Below are 18,399 nucleotides of genomic sequence, written 5' to 3' on the forward strand. Positions count from 1 at the left end.
GTACGCGGCCTGCTCGGCGATCTCCGGAGAGCGGATCGAGCCGTGCCAGACGAACGGCGCGACACCGTCCAGCGGGCGGGGCGTGGACGTGAAGCCCTGCAGCGGGGTGCGGAACTTGCCCTCCCAGTTCACCACGTCCTCACGCCACAGCCGGTGCAGCAGCGCGTAGTTCTCCACGGCCAGGTTGATGCCCTCACGGATGTCCTTGCCGAACCACGGGTAGACCGGGCCGGTGTTGCCGCGCCCCATCATCAGGTCCATCCGCCCGTCCGCCAGGTGCTGGAGCATCGCGAAGTCCTCGGCGATCTTCACCGGGTCGTTCGTGGTGATCAGGGTCGTGGAGGTCGACAGGATCAGCCGCTCGGTACGCGCCGCGATGTAACCGAGCATGGTCGTCGGCGACGAAGGCACGAACGGCGGGTTGTGGTGCTCACCGGTCGCGAAGACGTCGAGCCCCACCTCCTCCGCCTTCAGCGCGATCGCGACCATGGCCTTGATGCGCTCACGCTCGGTCGGCGTACGCCCGGTGGTCGGGTCCGGAGTGACGTCACCGACGGAGAAGATGCCGAACTGCATGATCGCTCAACCTCCAAGTTGTTGACGGTTCAACTATACCCCTGGAACGACCCGACCCCGGACGTTATTCCGCCCCTTCTCCCCCACCGTGCGAAGCTGCCCGCATGCTCGTCCTGCGTTCCGCCGCCCTGTTCGTCGTGGCCGCCCTCTTCGAGATCGGCGGCGCCTGGCTGGTCTGGCAGGGCGTGCGCGAACAGCGCGGCTGGCTGTGGGCGGCCGGCGGCGTCCTCGCCCTCGGCGCCTACGGCTTCGTCGCCACCTTCCAGCCCGACGCCCACTTCGGCCGCATCCTCGCCGCGTACGGCGGCATCTTCGTCGCCGGCTCGATCCTGTGGGGCGTGGTCGCCGACGGCTACCGCCCCGACCGCTGGGACGTGACGGGCGCGCTGGTCTGCCTGGCCGGGATGGCCCTGATCATGTGGGTACCGCGCAACGGCGGCTGACCGCGCCGGCTGACTACGCTGGGCGGCGACCGGTCGTACGAATCAAGGAGCAGCCCATGGCCACCGCAGCCGCCCCGTCCGCCGCCTCCCGCATCGCCGTCGTCACGGGTGCGAGCAGCGGCATCGGCGCCGCCACGGCCCGGCAGCTCGCCGCCGCCGGCTACCGCGTCGTCCTCACCGCCCGCCGCAAGGACCGCATCGAGGCGCTGGCCGAGGAGATCCAGGCCGCGGGCCACAAGGCGACGGCCTACCCCCTGGACGTCACCGACCGCGCGGCGGTCGACGAGTTCGCGACCGCGTTCAAGACGGTCGGCGTCCTCGTCAACAACGCGGGCGGCGCGCTCGGCGCCGACCCGGTGGCCACCGGCGACCCGGAGGACTGGCGCCGGATGTACGAGACGAACGTCATCGGCACCCTCCACCTCACCCAGGCGCTCCTGCCCAAGCTGGAGGCGAGTGGCGACGGCACGGTCGTGATCGTCTCCTCGACCGCCGGCTTCGCCACCTACGAGGGCGGCGCGGGCTACGTCGCCGCCAAGCACGCAGAGCACGTCCTCGCCGAGACCCTCCGCCTGGAGATCGTCGGCCGCCCGGTCCGCGTCGTCGAGATCGCGCCCGGCATGGTCAAGACCGACGAGTTCGCCCTGACCCGCTTCAGCGGCGACGAGGAGAAGGCGGCCAAGGTCTACGCCGGTGTCCCGGACCCCCTGACCGCCGACGACGTCGCCGACACCATCACGTGGGCGGTCACCCGCCCCGCCCACGTCAACATCGACCTCCTGGTCGTCCGCCCCCGCGCCCAGGCCTCGAACACGAAGGTCCACCGCGAGGGCTGACGCCGGACGCCGTCCCGGGCGTCAGCCCTTCACGCAGACGACCTGCTTCAGCTTCGCCACGACTTCCACGAGGTCGCGCTGCTGGTCGATGACCTGCTCGATCGGCTTGTAGGCGCCCGGGATCTCGTCCACGACGCCGGAGTCCTTGCGGCACTCCACGCCGCGCGTCTGCTCCTCCAGGTCCTTGGTGGAGAAGCGCCGCTTGGCCGCGTTCCGGCTCATGCGCCGGCCCGCGCCGTGGGAGGCGGAGTTGAAGGACTTGTCGTTGCCGAGGCCCTTGACGATGTACGAGCCCGTGCCCATCGAGCCCGGGATGATCCCGTAGTCCCCGGACCCCGCGCGGATCGCGCCCTTTCGGGTCACCAGCAGGTCCATGCCGTCGTACCGCTCCTCCGCCACGTAGTTGTGGTGGCAGGAGATCTCCTGCTCGAAGACCGGCTTCGCCTTCTTGAACTCCTTGCGGATCACATCCTTGAAGAGCGCCATCATGAGGGTGCGGTTGTACTTGGCGTACTCCTGCGCCCAGAACAGGTCGTTGCGGTACGCCGCCATCTGCGGGGTGTCCGCGACGAACACCGCGAGGTCGCGGTCGACCAGTCCCTGGTTGTGCGGAAGCTTCTGGGCCACGCCGATGTGGTGCTCGGCCAGCTCCTTGCCGATGTTGCGGGAACCGGAGTGGAGCATGAGCCAGACCGCATCAGACGTGTCGACACAAAGTTCGACAAAATGATTTCCGGATCCCAGCGTGCCCATCTGCTTGGCCGCCCGTTCCCGCCGGAACTTGACCTCGTCGGCCACCCCGTCGAACCGCCCCCAGAAGTCGTCCCACCCCGCGGTCGCCAGACCGTGGAAGCGACCCGGGTCGACGGGGTCGTCGTGCATCCCGCGGCCCACCGGGATCGCCTGCTCGATCTTCGACCGCAGCCGCGACAGGTCGCCCGGGAGGTCGTTCGCCGTCAGGGACGTCTTCACCGCCGACATCCCGCAGCCGATGTCCACACCCACCGCCGCCGGGCACACCGCGCCCCGCATCGCGATCACGGACCCGACCGTCGCGCCCTTGCCGTAGTGCACGTCCGGCATGACCGCCAGGCCCTTGATCCAGGGCAGGGTCGCGACGTTGCGCAGCTGCTGGAGCGCCACGTCCTCGACGGTCGCCGGGTCGGTCCACATGCGGATCGGCACCTTCGCGCCCGGCATCTCCACGTACGACATATCGTCCTCATTCCCCCGGAAAACAAACAGAAGTCTCAAAGCGCAAAACCGGCGCCAAGGGCAGCCAAAGAGACAGCTGACCGGCGGTCACGGCGGCGCGTGCGATACACATTGTCTGCAGGGGGCGCCCCCGCGCGGCAAGCGAATAACCAGCGGGGACACTGGAGTACCGACCACAGCCACACCGGCGAGAGGAGCCGCACCGTGCAGCGGAAGGCCTACGTACCCGGCGTCGCCGCCCTCCTGGCGGTGGTGCTGGCCGGCTGCACCGGCGGCTCGGACGACGGCGCCACGACGGACCAGTCCAACCCCGGACAGCCCGGCGTCGCCAGCGAGGTGGCCCAGCCCGGCAAGTACCGCACGCTCCCGGAGCCGTGCCGCGCGGTCGGGCACAAGACGCTCGACTCACTGCTGCCCGGCATCCAGGAGATCGCGGACGAGCTGCAGCGCGAGAAGGCGTACGCGGGCGAGCCGACGCTCGCGTACGACACCGACCGCAAGGTCGGCTGCCGCTGGAAGGTCGAGTCGGCCGACGCCACCGACCATCTCTTCGTCGACTTCGAGCGGGTCGTGTCGTACGACAACTCCGTGAGCGACGACAGCCAGGCCGAGCAGCTCTTCGCCCAGCAGGTGGAGGCGGCCGACCTGCCCGAGCCGGTCGTCTCGGAGTCGGCCTCCGGATCGGAGTCGGCCTCGGGTTCCGCGTCGGCCTCCGGGTCCCCGTCCGGCACTCCGTCGCCCGGCACCCCGTCGTCCGGCGCGTCCACCGGTCCGAGCGCCTCGCCCTCCGCGTCGGCCTCGGGTTCCGCGTCGGCCACGGCGCCCTCGTCGAGCCCGTCCGCCTCCGACGGCACCCCCACAGACCTCCAGCCGCGTCTGCTGGACGACCTGGGCGACGAGGCGTTCCTGGACGACGAGCTGAGCAGCTCCGGTTCGACGGCGAAACGGCGCACGGTGACTGTGGCGTTCCGCACGTCGAACGTGATGGTGACCATCGAGTACGCGGAGCAGTCGGCGACGGTCGGAGTCGTGCCCGACAGCAAGGAACTGCAGGACAGGGCGCGGAAACTCGCCTCCCAGCTGGCCGATTCGCTGGGTGGCTGAGCCCGTTCCCGCATCCGGCCCCCTCGCCCGTGAAGCGCGGGAAGCCGGACCGGGCGCGGAGACCACCGCGTACCGTGACCCCTCGGACCCGATCCGAACGCAGGAACCACGAGTGCCATGAGTGAAGGAACCATGCAGCGACGAGCCCAGCGTGACCAGCGTGACCAGCGAGCGAAGCGACTTACCCGCGTCCTTGTCAGCGCGGCCGCCGTACCCGTGATGCTGGTGGCAGCCGGCTGCTCCTCGGACTCCGGCTCGGGCGACGGCAAGGACAAGGCGGCGGAGAAGACGGCCGCGTCGAAGTCCGCGAGCCCCTCCCCGACGGTGCAGGCGGCGGCGTACGGGAAGCTTCCGGAGCCGTGCTCGACGCTGTCGAAGAAGACGCTGGAGAAGCTGGTGCCGAAGGCCGGTTCCGGCAAGGAGGGCGCGTCGAACGACACGGCGACGCGCGGCAGTTGCTCCTGGGACAGCCTGGACGACAACGGTGTGAAGGGCTCGCAATTCCGCTGGCTGAGTGTGTCGATGCTGCGCTTCGAGTCGGACGTGGCGCGCGGCGCGGGCGACAAGCTGGCGCGCGACCACTACATGAAGCAGCTCCAGGACGCGCAGAAGGCCGAGGGCGCGCAGAGCGTGAAGACGACGCCGGTGAGCGGCACGGGCGACGAGGCCGCGGTCGTGCGCTACGACCTGAAGAAGAAGGAAGGCACCTTCAAGCAGCAGACGGTCGTGGCGCGCGTCGAGAACGTCGTCGTCACCGTCGACTACAACGGCGCCGGTCTGGCCGGCGACAAGACGCCGGACGCCGACGACCTGGCCAAGGCCGCCGAGAAGGCGGCCAAGGAGGCGGTGGCCTCGGTGACGGCCGCCAACGGCGGCACGGCGGGCGGCTCGGCGTCTCCTTCCGCGGCACCGTCGGCGTCCAAGTCGGCGTCCCAGGCACCGTCGGGATCGGGCTCCGAGTCGTCCAAGTCGCCCAAGTCGACGTCCACGGCGCGCAAGAGCTGACGGTCGTCGGGTAGGCCCGAAGACGCACCGGCCACCCGGCACCCGCACAGATGTGCCACCCTGTTGCGCGCAACAACAGGCACTGGGAGGGGAGTACGGGTGGCCGCGCCACTTCAGCTGACACGGACGCATCGCGTGCTCATCGGCATGGTCGTCTTCGGCGCCGTCATCATCGCCGGGATCGGCTTCGCGGGTTCGTACGCGGCGGTGCGTGAGCTGGCCCTCAAGAAGGGCTTCGGGAACTTCAGTTACGTCTTCCCGATCGGTATCGACGCGGGCATCTGCGTGCTGCTCGCCCTGGACCTGCTGCTCACCTGGATCCGCATCCCGTTCCCGCTGCTGCGTCAGACGGCGTGGCTGCTGACCGCGGCGACGATCGCGTTCAACGGCGCGGCGGCCTGGCCGGACCCGCTGGGCGTGGGCATGCACGCGGTGATCCCGGTGCTGTTCGTGGTGTCCGTCGAGGCGGCACGGCACGCGGTCGGCCGGATCGCCGACATCACGGCCGACAAGCACATGGAGGGTGTCCGCCTCACCCGCTGGCTGCTCTCCCCGCTGCCCACCTTCCTGCTGTGGCGCCGGATGAAGCTGTGGGAGCTGCGCTCCTACGAGCAGGTGATCAAGCTGGAGCAGGAGCGGCTGGTGTACCAGGCGCGGCTGCGTTCCCGCTTCGGCCGCGCCTGGCGGCGCAAGGCCCCGGTGGAGTCCTTGATGCCGCTGCGTCTGGCCCGCTACGGCGTGCCCCTCGCGCAGACGGCTCCGGCGGGTCTGGCGGCGGCGGGCATCGAGCCGGCGCTGCTGCCGCCCGCGCCGCAGCCGCAGGCGGAGGCGCCGGTCCCGTCGGCGACGGCGCCCGCGGCGGAGAAGCGTCCCGAGCTGGTCCGCGCCCGCGAGGAGGACCGGCCGCCGCACGGGCCGCAGGCGGAGGTGGAGCCGGAGCCGGACGAGAGCCCCTGGTTCAACACCCCCCGCCAGGTCGCGTACCAGGGCGGCTACGACCCGACGTACGACCCGGCCGAGCAGTACGCCCAGTGGTACGAGGAGCAGCAGCAGGCCGACGAGTACCGGGACCAGTACGAGGAGGAGCCGCCCGTCGAGGAGCCCTCGCCGGAGGAGACCGGCAGCTTCCCGATCCCGGTCGTCCCGGGCCGCACGCGTGAGCTGGGCGACGGCGGCGGTACGCCGGTCGCCGAGCCGGACGAGGAGGCGTACTACCAGGTGTTCCGGCAGTCGATCGACGACAGCTTCCCGACGCCGCGGGAGTTCGGCGAGAACATCGAGGCGACGTACGGCACGTCGCTCGCGGACGCGGAGGCCAAGCGCCTGGTCGTCCGCTTCTCCAACCGCTTCAACGCGGAGCTGGAGGAGAACCACATCGCCTGACCGGTGTGCGGTACGAAGGAGGGGGCGCCCGGCGAACACCGGGCGCCCCTCTTCCTTTGCGCGGGTGCGTCGTCCTACCGGGCCGCGTACCCGAAGTCGGTGCCGGCGGCCGGGAGGCCGCCCTGTCCGGGCTGGTAGGCGGTGACCGCCGCGTTCGTCTCACCGAGGGTCACGTTGGCCATCGGCAGGGCGTACAGCGCGCCGTAGGTGCTGGGCCCGTAGGGCATGCCGACGTACAGGTGGGTTCCGGTGAAGTGGAGGCTGGAGCCCAGGCGCTGGTTGGCGCCGGGGGTGCCGGGGATGCCGTCGCCGTCGCCGGCCTCGATCCACTTGTCGTTGGCGCCGGGCGAGCCGAGCAGCGAGAAGGCGTGCACGGCGCCCGCGCTCGCGGTGGTGCCGAGGGCCTCGTCCGGGATGCCGACGGCCAGCTTCATGGTGGCGCCGGTGCTCACCGCGCGGGGCGCGGTGTTGACGGCGCTGAGCGCGGCACCGAAGTGGTCCCCGGCCTCGGCGCCGCCGGACACCTCGTCGTCGCCGGTGCCCGACCAGTAGTAGTTGAGCGCGCTGAAGGTACCGGAGGCGGTGATGCGCAGGGTCGTGACGCTGCCCGCCTCGGCCTTGTCGACGCCGTTCACGGCCAGGGTCTCGCCCGGCGAGCCGATGGCGAGGATCGACTCGTTCGCGCTCGCGGCGCCCGAGGGGCGGTACGGGACGAGGGCGAGGGACGCGCCGAACAGGTCGCCCGGCTCGGCACCGCCGGAGACCGCGTCCAGGTCCTGGTCGAGCCCGAACAGCGGGGTGGGCCGCTTGTCGGCGTTCAGGGTGTGCGAGAAGACGGCCACACCGCCGGCCTCGGCGTCGGTGCCGATGGCCTCACCGGGGATGCCGACGGCCAGGTGGTTGGCGTCGGCGGCGAGGGTCTCGCCGAAACGGTCGTTCGCCTCCGCGGTGCCCGGAGCGTCCGCGACATCCTGGTGCAGTGCGACGTTGGCGGTGCCGTGCGCGTAGAACACCTCGCCCGCCTCGGCGAGGCTGCCCAGGCTTTCGCCGGGCGTGCCGATCGCGAGGAAGGGCTCGCCGGTGGTGGTGGTCCCGGCGGCGAGCGCCGCGCCGAGGTGGTCGCCCGTCTCGGGGGTCGACGCGGCGAGGGAGCCGCCGCCGGAGGCCTGCTGGAAGTGGGTGTTCTTGGCGGCGCCGGTGCCCAGGCCGCCCGGGGCGCCGTAGAGGAGGTCGGCCATGCCGGCGTCGGTCGCCTCGCCCAGGTTCTCCAGGGGCGTGCCGACGGCGAGGTCGGTGCAGCCGTCCTCGTTGTAGTCGACGACGGCGATGGCCTGGCCGAACTGGTCGCCGGCCTCGGAGCCGCCGGGTACCCAGTCGAGGTCCTGGTTGATCTCGGCGGTGCCCTTGCCGCCGCCGTACACGAGGCGCACCAGACCGGCCTTGGCGTCGCCGCCGACGGCGGCCGTCGGGTCGGCCACGGCGATGTCCTCGACGCCGTCGCAGTTGAAGTCGGTGACGCGGGTGGCGCCCACCGTCGACGCGATCCACGGGGCCAGGTCGTCGACGCGGGCGGCGGTGCCGCCGGTGCGGGTCTCGGCCTCGTCGATGCCGAAGCACCCGCCCTGGTAGGAGCGGCCGGCCAGGGCGACCAGCTGCTGCGTGCCGCCGACGGTGCGGACCAGCGGGCCGCCGGTGTCGCCCATGCACGCGGCCACGCCGTCCTTGCCGGTGACGGTGACGGACGTGGCGTCGGCCGCGTCCACCGTGAAGGCGCCGGTGTGCAGGGCGAGCGGTGCCCACTCGCTCCGGGTGCGGCCGTAGCCGGCGAGCTTCAGCTCTTCGCCCGCGGTCGGCGCGGCGGTGGCCGGCGCGAGCGGCTTGACGCCGGTGACCGGGCGGTTCAGCCGCGCCAGGACCACGTCCCGGTCGGTGCGCGGGACCAGCTCGACGACCTCGCGGACCGCGCCGCCGGTGCCGGTGAGGTCGGCGCGGCCGATGGTCGCGGTGGTCTTCGTGGCGGGCTTGCCGGCGGGTACCGCGAGGCTCTCGGCGGGGTCCGCGGCGAAGCAGGCGGCCGCGGTCAGCAGCCACTCGGGGTCGACCAGGACACCGGAGCAGCCGCGGTCGTGGTCGCCGACGACGATCTGCGCGGCGTAGGCGTGGGTGGTGTCGGACCCGGCGACGGCGGGTCCCGTCACGGCGTGCGCGGGTACGGCGGTCAGGGCGAGCGGTGCGGCGAGCAGGCAGGCGGCGAGTGTGGCGCGGCGCACGGGTCTGGCATGCGGCATGGGGCGATTCCTCGGTGCGTGTCCGGTCGGTCGGGCGGGTGGGCCGGCGGGGGTCACTTGCTGGTGCGGATCTCGACCAGGATGTGGTCCCGTTGGTCCGGGTCGATGGACTCGCCGACGGGGGTGAACGAGTTCGCCGGCACGCTGACTTCCTGCGGTGTCTCGTCCGGGGCCTTGAGGGTCAGGTCGGCGTCCTGGCTGCCGGCGCCCTTGACGCCGTACACGGACTTGATCTCGAGGCTGAGGTACCCGGAGGTGCCGGTGGCGCGGAAGCAGACCTTCGCGTTGACGCGCGAGTAGACCTCGAGGAGGCCCGTCTCGCTGCCGCACTCGGCGAGGACGATGTGCCCGTCACCGCGCTTGAGGACGATGCCCTGCTCAGCCTCGATCTTGTCGGCCTGGGGATAGGTGAAGTCCTCCACCGCGTAGCCGGGCTGCGTGTCCGCCACCGCGGTGGCGGGAGCGTCGTCGTGGGAGGAGGCGGTGTAGCCGACAGTGGCGACGGCTGCCGCGCATGCCGCGGCGACGGCACCGGTCACAGCGATTTTTCTGACAGCGGCGATCATGCAAGTCCCCTCGCTCATCGTTGTGTTCTCGTGTCGAGTCGCCCAACCACCGTTGCCTGAAGCCCAGTTGTCGGGCCACGCCGCCGCATTCAAACACGTGACCGGCAATCAGAACACTGGACCAAAACGGAAGTTTCCCCCCGGTTCGCCATTACCGTGCGTGTGCCTCTTCTCACGCGCTTTCCTGACGCTCGATCAGTAGCCGACCGCCCCGCTCGTTGCGTACTGTCCCGCCCGTGCGTTCGTAGCACTCCTGTTCGGCTCCTGCCGCACAGCTGCCCCGACGTGTCCGGACGGTCGACTCGTCGCCGGCGGTGTGCGGCACCGACGACCAGCCACCCGTGACCGGCGGCTGCTCACCGCGGCCGCCGGTTCGCCCACCGGACGGACTTCATCTTGGACACGACTTTCTGGAGCAGACGGCGCTTTCTGACCACGGCGGCCGCGACGACGACAGCCGCCGCCCTCCCGCTCATCGGGACAGCCCAGGTCTACGCCGCCACCGCGGCGACGGGCGACGTGCCCGACCTGCCCTCCCTGCCGGACACCGCGCGGGGCAAGGCGGTGAGCGCGTGGAAGGCGGGCGGCCAGGCCGTGAAGAGCGCGGCGGCGGCGGCCCTCGCGGGCAGCGCGGCCGACGCCGAGCAGTTCGTCGCCGCAGGCCTTCCCGCCGCGATCGCGGAGGACAACCGCGTCGCCCTCTTCAAGGCACTCTCCGCCTCCGGCAAGGGCGGCGCGCGTGACATCACCGCGGCCCTGACGGCCGGTGACGAGGCGATCTCCGCCTTCCTCGCCGGCGGCTACGAGGCGTCGCAGCAGGAGGACCTGCGTGTCCTCACCTTCACCCTCATGAACCAGGGCGACAAGAGCGTCAAGGCGGCCGCGAGCACGGCGCTCGCGGACGGCACCACCGCCGCCCTGATGAAGTTCATCACCGAGACCCAGTTCACCGCGCGCTTCGAGGACGAGCGGGCCGAGGTCTTCAAGATCCTCGCCACCGCCTCGCCCGAGGTGAAGACCTACGCGACGCGCGCCCTGGACGAGGGCACGGCAGGCGCCATCCACTGGTTCCTGGAGACCGGGCAGCACATCGCCCGCGCCCGTGACCAGGAGACGGCCACCATCGACCAGCTCGTCGCCATCGTCGAACGCGAGGGCAAGCGGGCGCAGTTGACGACGGAGCAGGCGAAGGCCGAGTCGGAGAAGGCCCAGACGGCCGCCGAGAAGGCGAAGCAGGCCGCGCTGGAAGCCGCGGAGGAGGCGCAGGCGGCGAAGGAGGACGTGGCCAAGTCCGCGCGCGCCGCCCGCAAGGCGGCGGGTGCGGCCACGGGTGCCGCGAAGGCGGCCCGTACCGCCATCTCCGCCTCCAACGCGGCCCAGTCGGCGGCCCGCCGCGCCGCCTGGGCGGCGCACGCCGCCGCTGCCGCCGCCGCCACCGCCGCGCGGGCCGCCTCCGCCGCCTACCGTTCCGCCATGGCCGCGTCCAAGGACGCCGCCAAGACCCAGGCCGCCAAGGACGCGGCGGTCGGCGCCCGCAACGCCGCGGCGAAGGCACGTACGGCCGCGGCAGCGGCGGACTACGCCGCGACGGCCGCCTCGCAGGCCTCCTCCGCCGGCTCCTCCGCCGCCTCGGCGGCGCGCAACGCCGCGGCCGCCGCGAACTCGGCCGCCACCGCCGCCTCCGCCGCCGGCACCGCGCAGTCGGAGGCCGCCGCCGCCCGTGCCGCCGCGGCCGAGGCGGACGCGCAGGCCGCGCGGGCCACCGCCGCCGCCAACGCCGCCCAGTCCCTGGCCGCGATCGCGGCGAGCTCGGCGAAGGCGGCCCGGGACGCAGCCAACTCGGCCGCTCAGCACGCCGACAACGCTGCCGACGCCGCCGAGGAGGCGGTGAAGTACGCGGGTCAGGCCGTGGACTACGCCAACCGCTCCGCCAAGTACGCCGCCGCGGCCAAGTCGGCGGCCGACGCCGCGCTGAAGGCCGTCACCGACGCGCAGGAGGTGGAGCGGCAGGCCCGGGAGGCGGAGCAGGCGAAGATCGAGGAGCACACGCTCCAGGGGCGCGACGAGGCCCGCCGCCTCGCCGCCATCGAGGCGCAGGACGTCGCGGCCGCCCGTAACCAGCTCACCCAGAAGCAGGCCCAGGACACGGAGACCCTCGACCTCATCGCCGAGGCGGAGAGGGCGCTCGCGGCCGGCGACGAGGCGGGCGCGATCACCGCCGGCCGCAAGGCCTGTCTCAGGCTCCTGGACTCCCACGGCACCTGGACCCGCGAGGCCGCCGAGTACGCCCTCGCCTCGGACGACCAGGCGGTCCTGGCCTGGGTCGACACGGACCGGCTCATCGCGCAGAACCAGGACGACCGGGAGACGGTCCTCTACATCGCCCAGATCTCCACCCCCGCGGTGGCGGAGGCGGCGCAGCGGGCACTGGAGTCGGCCGACTCCGGCGCGGCCGCGGCCTTCCTCAACGGGGGCATGGTCGAGGCGGCGAAGACCGACAACCAGGTGTCCATCTTCCGCATCCTGTCGAAGAACCCGGGCAAGGCGGTGACGCAGGCCGCCGAAGCGGCCCTGTCCGACGGCTCCGCCAAGGCCCTCCACGACTTCTTCGCCACCAAGTACCCGGAGGCGCAGAAGCAGGACGACAACGTCGCCGTCTTCACGATCCTCAACACCGCCGGCCCGTACACCAAGATGGCGGCGACCGTGGCGCTGGACGGCCCGGAGTGGATGCTCCGGGACTTCCTCACCACCGTGCACCCGCGCATGGTGCAGCTCGACGCCGACGCCGCCGCCCACATCGCCGCCATCCGGGCCTCCCTCGCCCACGCGGCCAAGATCGCGCAGGACGCCCAGACGGACGCCGCGGAAGCAGCCAAGGCCGCGGCGGAGGCGCGGAACGCGGCCGACGAGGCGCTCGCGTGGGCCGACGCCGCGAAGAAGTCCGCGACCCAGGCGAACGAGTACGCCAAGGAGGCGGACGCGCACGCGGACGCCGCGGAGCAGTCCGCGAAGGACGCCTCGGCGTCCGCCGCGACGGCGCGGAACGCGGCCATCACCGCGCGTTCGGCCGCCCGGCGCGCCAACTACTCCGCCAACCGGGCGACCGCGTCCGCGGCCGCCGCGGTGCAGTCCGCCATCTCGGCACAGGCCTCCGCGACCGCCGCACAGGCCTCTGCGGCACAGGCCGGGAAGGACGCCGCCGAGGCCGCGAAGGCGGCGTCGGAAGCACGCGCGATCGCCGTCGCCAAGCGGAAGGCGGAGCAGGCCGAAGCGGCCAGGAAGGCGGCGGAGGAAGCCCGCAGGAACCAGCAGGACGGTGTCGATCCCTCCGACACCGAGGACAGCGACAAGGTCGACGAGCCGGGCACCTTCCTCGGCGGCACCAAGGACGACTGGCGCGACGTCGCCAACGTCCTGTCGGCCGTCTCCACCGTCTCGGGCGGCATCGCCGCCGCGTCCCTGCTGATCCCGCCGCCGCTGGGCGAGGCGATCGCGGGGATCGCGGGCTCGGTGTCGCTCATCACCGGTGTCGCGGGCGCCGTGATCACCGGGTTCACCGACGGCTGGACGTCCTCGGCCTTCCTCTCCTCCTCCGCGGGCGTCGCCATCGCCGTCCTCACCGGCGGCATACCGTTCACGAAGTTCGGCGGGGTCTCCGGAATCATCAAGTGGGGCACCGAGGGCCTGCGCTCCGCCCCGGTACTCGCCGCGCGCCTCCAGCAGGAACTGATCTCACCGGCGGTCGGCGTGTTCACCACCAAGTGGAACGACGCGAAAGACACGGTCACCGACACCGTCAGTGACGCCTGGCACTCACTGACCCCCTGGTAATCGGGCCCGTGAGACATTCCGGGGCGGAATGCGAACGGTCCAGTAAAGTGCTCCGCGCATTCCGTCCCGGAAGGACCATCGACTGTGTTCCTGTCCTTGCCCACCCTCGCCTGGGCCGCCATCGCCGTCGCCGTCACCCCGGTGCACATAGCCCTGATGCGCTGGTCGATGCCCACCCCGAAGGGGAAGACGAGCGTCTCCTTCATCCCCCTCGTCCTCGGCGCGACCCTGCTGCTGTTCGCCCTGGCGAAAAGTTATTCGTTCGCCGTGACCCTGTACCTTTACGCGGCCATTCTCCTGACATTCCTCGTCATGATCGTCCCGGTGAGGAAATGGGTCGCGGCCGACATCCTGAAACAGGAGCAGAATCCGGATATCAAGGTGAAGGTGCACACACCGTCCCTGGTGTGGATCACCTTTTCGATGTTCGTCATGATCGCGGTCGTCGTCGGCGTGTGGTTCTCCCACTCCTAGGGGCCCGCCTGCCGCGGCCCCATGGGCCGCCACCGACGTGAGAGGGGGCGCCCGGCCGAAGCCGGGCGCCCCCTCTCACGTCCTGACCGGCGGAGCTACTCCCCGAGCAGCGTCCGCACCCGGTCCTGCCCGACCGCCAGCAGCAGCGTGGGCAGGCGCGGGCCGGTGTCGCGGCCGACGAGCAGGTGGTACAGCAGCGCGAAGAACGTCCGCTGGGCGGTCTTGATCTCCGGCGGCAGCTCCTTCGGCGTGGCGTCCGCGGAGAACCCGGCCTGGACCTTGGGCACGCCGTAGACCAGGTGGGTGAGCCCGTCCAGCGACCAGTGCTCGGCGAGCCCGTCGAGCAGCAGCCGCAGCGACTGCCGGGACGGCTCGTCGAGGGACTTCAGCAGCTCGGCGTCGGGCTCGTCGCGGACGATGGTGCGCTGGTCGGCGGGGACGTGGGTGTTGATCCACGCCTCGGCCTTGTCGTAGCGCGGCCGGGCCTCGGCCAGCGAGCCCAGCGGGTTCGCCGGGTCCAGCTCGCTGAGGATGCGCAGCGCCTGGTCCTCGTGGCCGGCGGTGATGTCGGCCACGGACGCGAGCGTCCGGTACGGCAGCGGCCTGGGCGTCCGCGGCAGCTCACCGGCGGCGGTGCGCACGGCACGCGCGTGCGCGGCGACGTCGGCGGGCAGCGCGGTGCCGTCGGCCACCTTGGCGTCCAGGCGGTCCCACTCGTCGTAGAGCCGCTGGATCTCCTGGTCGAAGGCGATCTTGAAGGACTGGTTGGGCCGGCGGCGGGCGTACAGCCAGCGCAGCAGCTGCGGCTCCATGATCTGCAGGGCGTCGCCCGGGGTGGGCACGCCGCCCTTGGACGAGGACATCTTGGCCATGCCGCTGATGCCGACGAAGGCGTACATCGGGCCGATCGGCTGCTTGCCGCCGAAGATGCCGACGATCTGCCCGCCGACCTGGAACGACGACCCGGGGGACGAGTGGTCGACACCGCTGGGCTCGAAGATCACGCCCTCGTAGGCCCAGCGCATCGGCCAGTCGACCTTCCAGACCAGCTTGCCGCGGTTGAACTCGCTCAGCCGGACCGTCTCGGAGAACCCGCACGCGGTGCAGGCGTACGTCAGCTCGGTCGAGTCGTCGTCGTACGCGGTGACCGTCGTCAGGTCCTTCTCGCAGTTGCCGCAGAACGGCTTGTACGGGAAGTACCCGGCGGAGCCGGAGCTGCCGTCGTCCTCGGCGGCGGCGCCGGAGCCCTCCGCGGCCTCCAGCTCGGCCTCGTCGAGGGGCTTCTGCTGCTGCTTCTTCGCCGGGGCCTTCTTGGTCCGGTACTGGGCGAGGATCGCGTCGATGTCCTGCCGGTGCTTCATGGCGTGCAGGATCTGCTCGCGGTAGACACCGGAGGTGTACTGCGCGGTCTGGCTGATCCCGTCGAACTCCACGCCGAGCTCGGCCAGCGCCTCGACCATGGCGGCCTTGAAGTGCTCGGCCCAGTTGGGGTGGGCGGAGCCCTTGGGCGCCGGGACGGAGGTCAGGGGCTTGCCGATGTGCTCGGCCCAGGTCTCGTCGACGCCGGGGACACCGGCCGGCACCTTGCGGTACCGGTCGTAGTCGTCCCACGAGATCAGGTGCCGGACCTCGTGGCCGCGGCGGCGGACCTCGTCGGCGACCAGGTGCGGGGTCATGACCTCGCGCAGGTTGCCCAGGTGGATGGGTCCGGAGGGGGAGAGTCCGGACGCGACGACGACCGGTTTGCCCGGGGCACGACGCTCCGACTCGGCGATGACCTCGTCCGCGAAACGGGAGACCCAGTCGGTGGTCTCTGTGCTCTGAGCCACGATCGGCACGTCCTCTTTCCCTGGTGTTTCCTGAAGTACAGCTCGGGCAGCCGGTACGGTCGCACGGCTGACCGCTCCATTCTCCCAGCCCGGCCCGCATCCGCGAAAACCCCTTTTCATCGCGTGGGATACTCGGTTTCCGTAGTACTTCCGGAACCCGAGCAGAACGGCAGCCACTCCATGGCCTCGGTCACGTCCCTCAGCGACTCCGTCCAGCAGCACCTCGCGTCCGCCCTCTCGGCCGTCCGGCCGGAGGCCGCCGACGTCGACCCGCTGCTGCGACGAAGCGACCGGGCGGACTACCAGGCCAACGGCATCCTCGCCCTGGCCAAGAAGTCCAAGGCGAACCCTCGGGAGCTGGCGGCCGAGGTCGTCTCGCACATCACCACCGGCGACCTGATCGCGGACGTCGAGGTCTCCGGGCCCGGCTTCCTGAACATCACCATCGGCGACCGGGCGATCACCGGGAACCTCGCCGCGCGGTACGCGGACGGCGAGCGCCTCGGCGTGCCGCTGAAGGAGGACGCGGGCGTCACGGTCGTCGACTACGCCCAGCCGAACGTGGCGAAGGAGATGCACGTCGGCCACCTGCGGTCCGCGGTCATCGGCGACGCCCTGCGTGGCATGCTCGACTTCACCGGCGAGAAGACGATCGGCCGGCACCACATCGGCGACTGGGGCACCCAGTTCGGCATGCTCATCCAGTACCTGTTCGAGCACCCCGGCGAGCTGGCTCCGGCCGAGGACGTCGACGGCGAGCAGGCGATGAGCAACCTGAACCGCGTGTACAAGGCGTCGCGTGCGCTCTTCGACTCGGACGAGGAGTTCAAGGACCGGGCCCGCAAGCGGGTCGTCGCCCTCCAGTCCGGTGACAAGGAGACGCTCGAACTGTGGCAGCAGTTCGTGGACGAGTCGAAGGTCTACTTCTACTCCGTCTTCGAGAAGCTCGACATGGAGATCCGCGACGAGGAGATCGTCGGCGAGTCCGCGTACAACGAGGGCATGCCCGAGACCGCCCGCCTCCTGGAGGAGATGGGTGTCGCGGTGCGCTCCGAGGGCGCGCTCGTGGTGTTCTTCGACGAGATCCGCGGCAAGGACGACCAGCCGGTCCCGCTGATCGTGCAGAAGGCCGACGGCGGCTTCGGCTACGCGGCGTCCGACCTGACCGCGATCCGCAACCGCGTCCTCGACCTGCACGCGACCACGCTGCTGTACGTCGTCGACGTGCGCCAGTCGCTGCACTTCAGGATGGTCTTCGAGACGGCCCGCCGGGCCGGCTGGCTGAACGACGACGTCACCGCGCACAACATGGGCTACGGCACGGTGCTCGGCGCGGACGGCAAGCCCTTCAAGACGCGTGAGGGCGCGACCGTGCGGCTGGAGGACCTGCTGGACGAGGCGGTGCAGCGGGCCGCGGAGGTCGTCCGGGAGAAGGCGCGGGACCTCACCGAGGAGGAGATCCAGGAGCGGGCCGCGCAGGTCGGCATCGGGGCCGTGAAGTACGCGGACCTGTCGACGTCGCCGAACCGCGACTACAAGTTCGACCTGGACCAGATGGTCTCGCTCAACGGCGACACGTCCGTCTACCTCCAGTACGCCTACGCCCGGATCCAGTCGATCCTGCGCAAGGCCGGCGAGGTCCGCCCCGCCGCTCACCCGGAGCTGGGCCTGCACGACGCGGAGCGGGCGCTGGGCCTGCACCTGGACGCGTTCGGGGACACGGTCTTCGAGGCGGCCGCGGAGTACGCCCCGCACAAGCTGACGGCGTACCTCTACCAGCTCGCGTCGCTGTACACGTCCTTCTACGACAAGTGCCCGGTCCTGAAGGCCGAGACGCCCGAGCAGGTGGAGAACCGCCTGTTCCTGTGCGACGTCACGGCCCGCACCCTGCACCGGGGCATGGCCCTGCTGGGCATCAGGACGCCCGAGCGGCTCTGAGTGCCTCGCCCGTGGCCGACGGGCGGGCCGTGCCGGCTCCGGCCGGCAGGGTCAGCCCGTCGGGCACGTCGATGCCGAACTCCTCCGCCAGCACCCGGCGGACCGCCGCCTCGTCCGGCACCTTCCGCTCGGTGACCGTGCCGTCGGCGCCCGTCGCGGTGACCCGGTCGCCGTCGAGCAGCAGGTGCCCGTCCGCCGTGAGGCGCTGCACGTAGGGGCGGCGGGAGAAGGGCGACCGGGGGTTCGTGGCGATGTGCCAGTTGATGACCTCGTAGTCGCAACTCTCGAACGGCTCCAGCGTGAAGGCGTACTGCGCCTGCCAGACGGCCTCCGCGGACGCCCCGCGCGCCTCGAGCACCCACATCTCCAGCGGCCCCCGGTGCGGTGCGTGCACCAGCCGGTGCCGGCGCCCGGCGTCCTGGAACTCGGTGTCCGCGATCAGCGGCACCGGCTCCAGCAGCGACCCGACGGCACCGAAACCGACGTCGGCCAGGTACGGCAGGGGTTCGCCGGGGACCTCGGCCAGCAGGGCCATGTGGGTGCGGGGCCGGTCCTCGACCCGGTCGGCGCCGACGACGACCCGCGCGGTCAGCCGGGTCACCCCGAACCCGAGTGCCTCCAGGGCGAGCGCGAACAGCGTGTTGTGCTCGTAGCAGTACCCGCCGCGCCGCCGCCCGTGGACCAGCTTGGCCATCAGGCCGGCGGGGTCGAGGGAGGGCGCCGTGCCGCCCAGGGCGTCGAGGTTCTCGAACGGGACCGCCCTCAGATGGGCGAGGTGGACACCCCGCAGGGTGGCCGCGTCGGCCCGCCGCTCCCCCTCCCAGCCGATCCGCCCGAGGTACGCGTCGAGGTCGAACGGTGTGGTCCGTGCGCTGTCAGCCATACCGCCACCCTAGGGACGCATCGCC

Annotated in this window: 14 protein-coding genes; 8 read left to right on the forward strand and 6 right to left on the reverse strand. The window is 71.7% G+C overall.

Annotated features, from left to right (window positions below):
- On the reverse strand, positions 1-576 hold a 576-nt coding region (locus IEZ05_RS35135; RefSeq protein WP_189234387.1), incomplete at its 3' end, for an LLM class flavin-dependent oxidoreductase.
- Between the two features lie 104 nt (positions 577-680).
- Between IEZ05_RS35135 and IEZ05_RS35140 the strand changes: the two genes are divergently transcribed.
- Both IEZ05_RS35140 and IEZ05_RS35145 read left to right on the forward strand, forming a co-directional pair.
- On the forward strand, positions 681-1,019 hold the full coding sequence (locus IEZ05_RS35140; RefSeq protein WP_189234388.1) for a YnfA family protein: 339 nt from the start codon (positions 681-683) through the stop codon (positions 1,017-1,019).
- A 56-nt stretch (positions 1,020-1,075) separates the two neighbouring features.
- Entirely contained in the window at positions 1,076-1,855 is a 780-nt protein-coding gene (locus IEZ05_RS35145; RefSeq protein WP_189234389.1) for an SDR family NAD(P)-dependent oxidoreductase, read from the forward strand.
- 21 nt (positions 1,856-1,876) lie between these two features.
- Here IEZ05_RS35145 and IEZ05_RS35150 read toward each other — a convergent pair whose 3' ends face one another.
- Positions 1,877-3,070, reverse strand: a complete 1,194-nt coding sequence (locus IEZ05_RS35150) for an RtcB family protein (protein WP_189234390.1) — start codon at positions 3,068-3,070, stop codon at positions 1,877-1,879.
- Positions 3,071-3,274: 204 nt separating this feature from the next.
- Between IEZ05_RS35150 and IEZ05_RS35155 the strand changes: the two genes are divergently transcribed.
- The 3 genes from IEZ05_RS35155 (at position 3,275) to IEZ05_RS35165 (ending at position 6,562) form a co-directional block, all read left to right on the forward strand.
- On the forward strand, positions 3,275-4,174 hold the full coding sequence (locus tag IEZ05_RS35155) for a DUF3558 domain-containing protein (RefSeq protein ID WP_189234391.1): 900 nt from the start codon (positions 3,275-3,277) through the stop codon (positions 4,172-4,174).
- Positions 4,175-4,291: 117 nt separating this feature from the next.
- Positions 4,292-5,179, forward strand: a complete 888-nt coding sequence (locus tag IEZ05_RS35160) for a DUF3558 family protein (protein ID WP_189234392.1) — start codon at positions 4,292-4,294, stop codon at positions 5,177-5,179.
- 99 nt (positions 5,180-5,278) lie between these two features.
- Positions 5,279-6,562 carry a DUF2637 domain-containing protein gene (locus IEZ05_RS35165; protein ID WP_189234393.1) on the forward strand — a complete coding sequence of 428 codons (1,284 nt, stop codon included), beginning with the start codon at positions 5,279-5,281 and terminating at the stop codon, positions 6,560-6,562.
- Between the two features lie 74 nt (positions 6,563-6,636).
- Here IEZ05_RS35165 and IEZ05_RS35170 read toward each other — a convergent pair whose 3' ends face one another.
- Together IEZ05_RS35170 and IEZ05_RS35175 are read right to left on the reverse strand one after the other, a co-directional pair.
- On the reverse strand, positions 6,637-8,850 hold the full coding sequence (locus IEZ05_RS35170; protein WP_189234394.1) for a trypsin-like serine protease: 2,214 nt from the start codon (positions 8,848-8,850) through the stop codon (positions 6,637-6,639).
- 53 nt (positions 8,851-8,903) lie between these two features.
- A complete protein-coding gene (locus tag IEZ05_RS35175; protein ID WP_308426988.1) occupies positions 8,904-9,416 on the reverse strand; it encodes a hypothetical protein in 513 nt (170 codons plus the stop codon).
- Between the two features lie 396 nt (positions 9,417-9,812).
- Here IEZ05_RS35175 and IEZ05_RS35180 point away from each other — a divergent pair, with 396 nt between their 5' ends.
- A complete protein-coding gene (locus tag IEZ05_RS35180; RefSeq protein WP_189234395.1) occupies positions 9,813-13,250 on the forward strand; it encodes an ALF repeat-containing protein in 3,438 nt (1,145 codons plus the stop codon).
- 84 nt (positions 13,251-13,334) lie between these two features.
- Positions 13,335-13,724: a hypothetical protein gene (locus IEZ05_RS35185; RefSeq protein ID WP_189234396.1), complete on the forward strand. Its 390-nt coding sequence runs from the start codon at positions 13,335-13,337 to the stop codon at positions 13,722-13,724.
- A gap of 95 nt (positions 13,725-13,819) precedes the next feature.
- Here the strand turns inward: IEZ05_RS35185 and lysS are convergent, their stop codons facing one another.
- Positions 13,820-15,562, reverse strand: coding sequence for a lysine--tRNA ligase (gene lysS, locus IEZ05_RS35190; RefSeq protein WP_189234397.1), 1,743 nt, complete (start codon positions 15,560-15,562; stop codon positions 13,820-13,822).
- 171 nt (positions 15,563-15,733) lie between these two features.
- On the opposite strand from lysS, the gene argS reads away from it, so the two are divergent.
- Entirely contained in the window at positions 15,734-17,491 is a 1,758-nt protein-coding gene (gene argS, locus IEZ05_RS35195; RefSeq protein WP_189234398.1) for an arginine--tRNA ligase, read from the forward strand.
- On the opposite strand, the gene IEZ05_RS35200 is transcribed toward argS, so the two are convergent.
- Positions 17,469-18,374, reverse strand: a complete 906-nt coding sequence (locus IEZ05_RS35200; RefSeq protein ID WP_189234399.1) for an arylamine N-acetyltransferase family protein — start codon at positions 18,372-18,374, stop codon at positions 17,469-17,471. The two genes, argS and IEZ05_RS35200, sit on opposite strands and share 23 nt — an antisense overlap.
- Between the last annotated feature and the right edge of the window lie 25 nt (positions 18,375-18,399).

The organism is Streptomyces flaveolus (assembly GCF_014648815.1).
Lineage (GTDB): Bacteria > Actinomycetota > Actinomycetes > Streptomycetales > Streptomycetaceae > Streptomyces > Streptomyces flaveolus.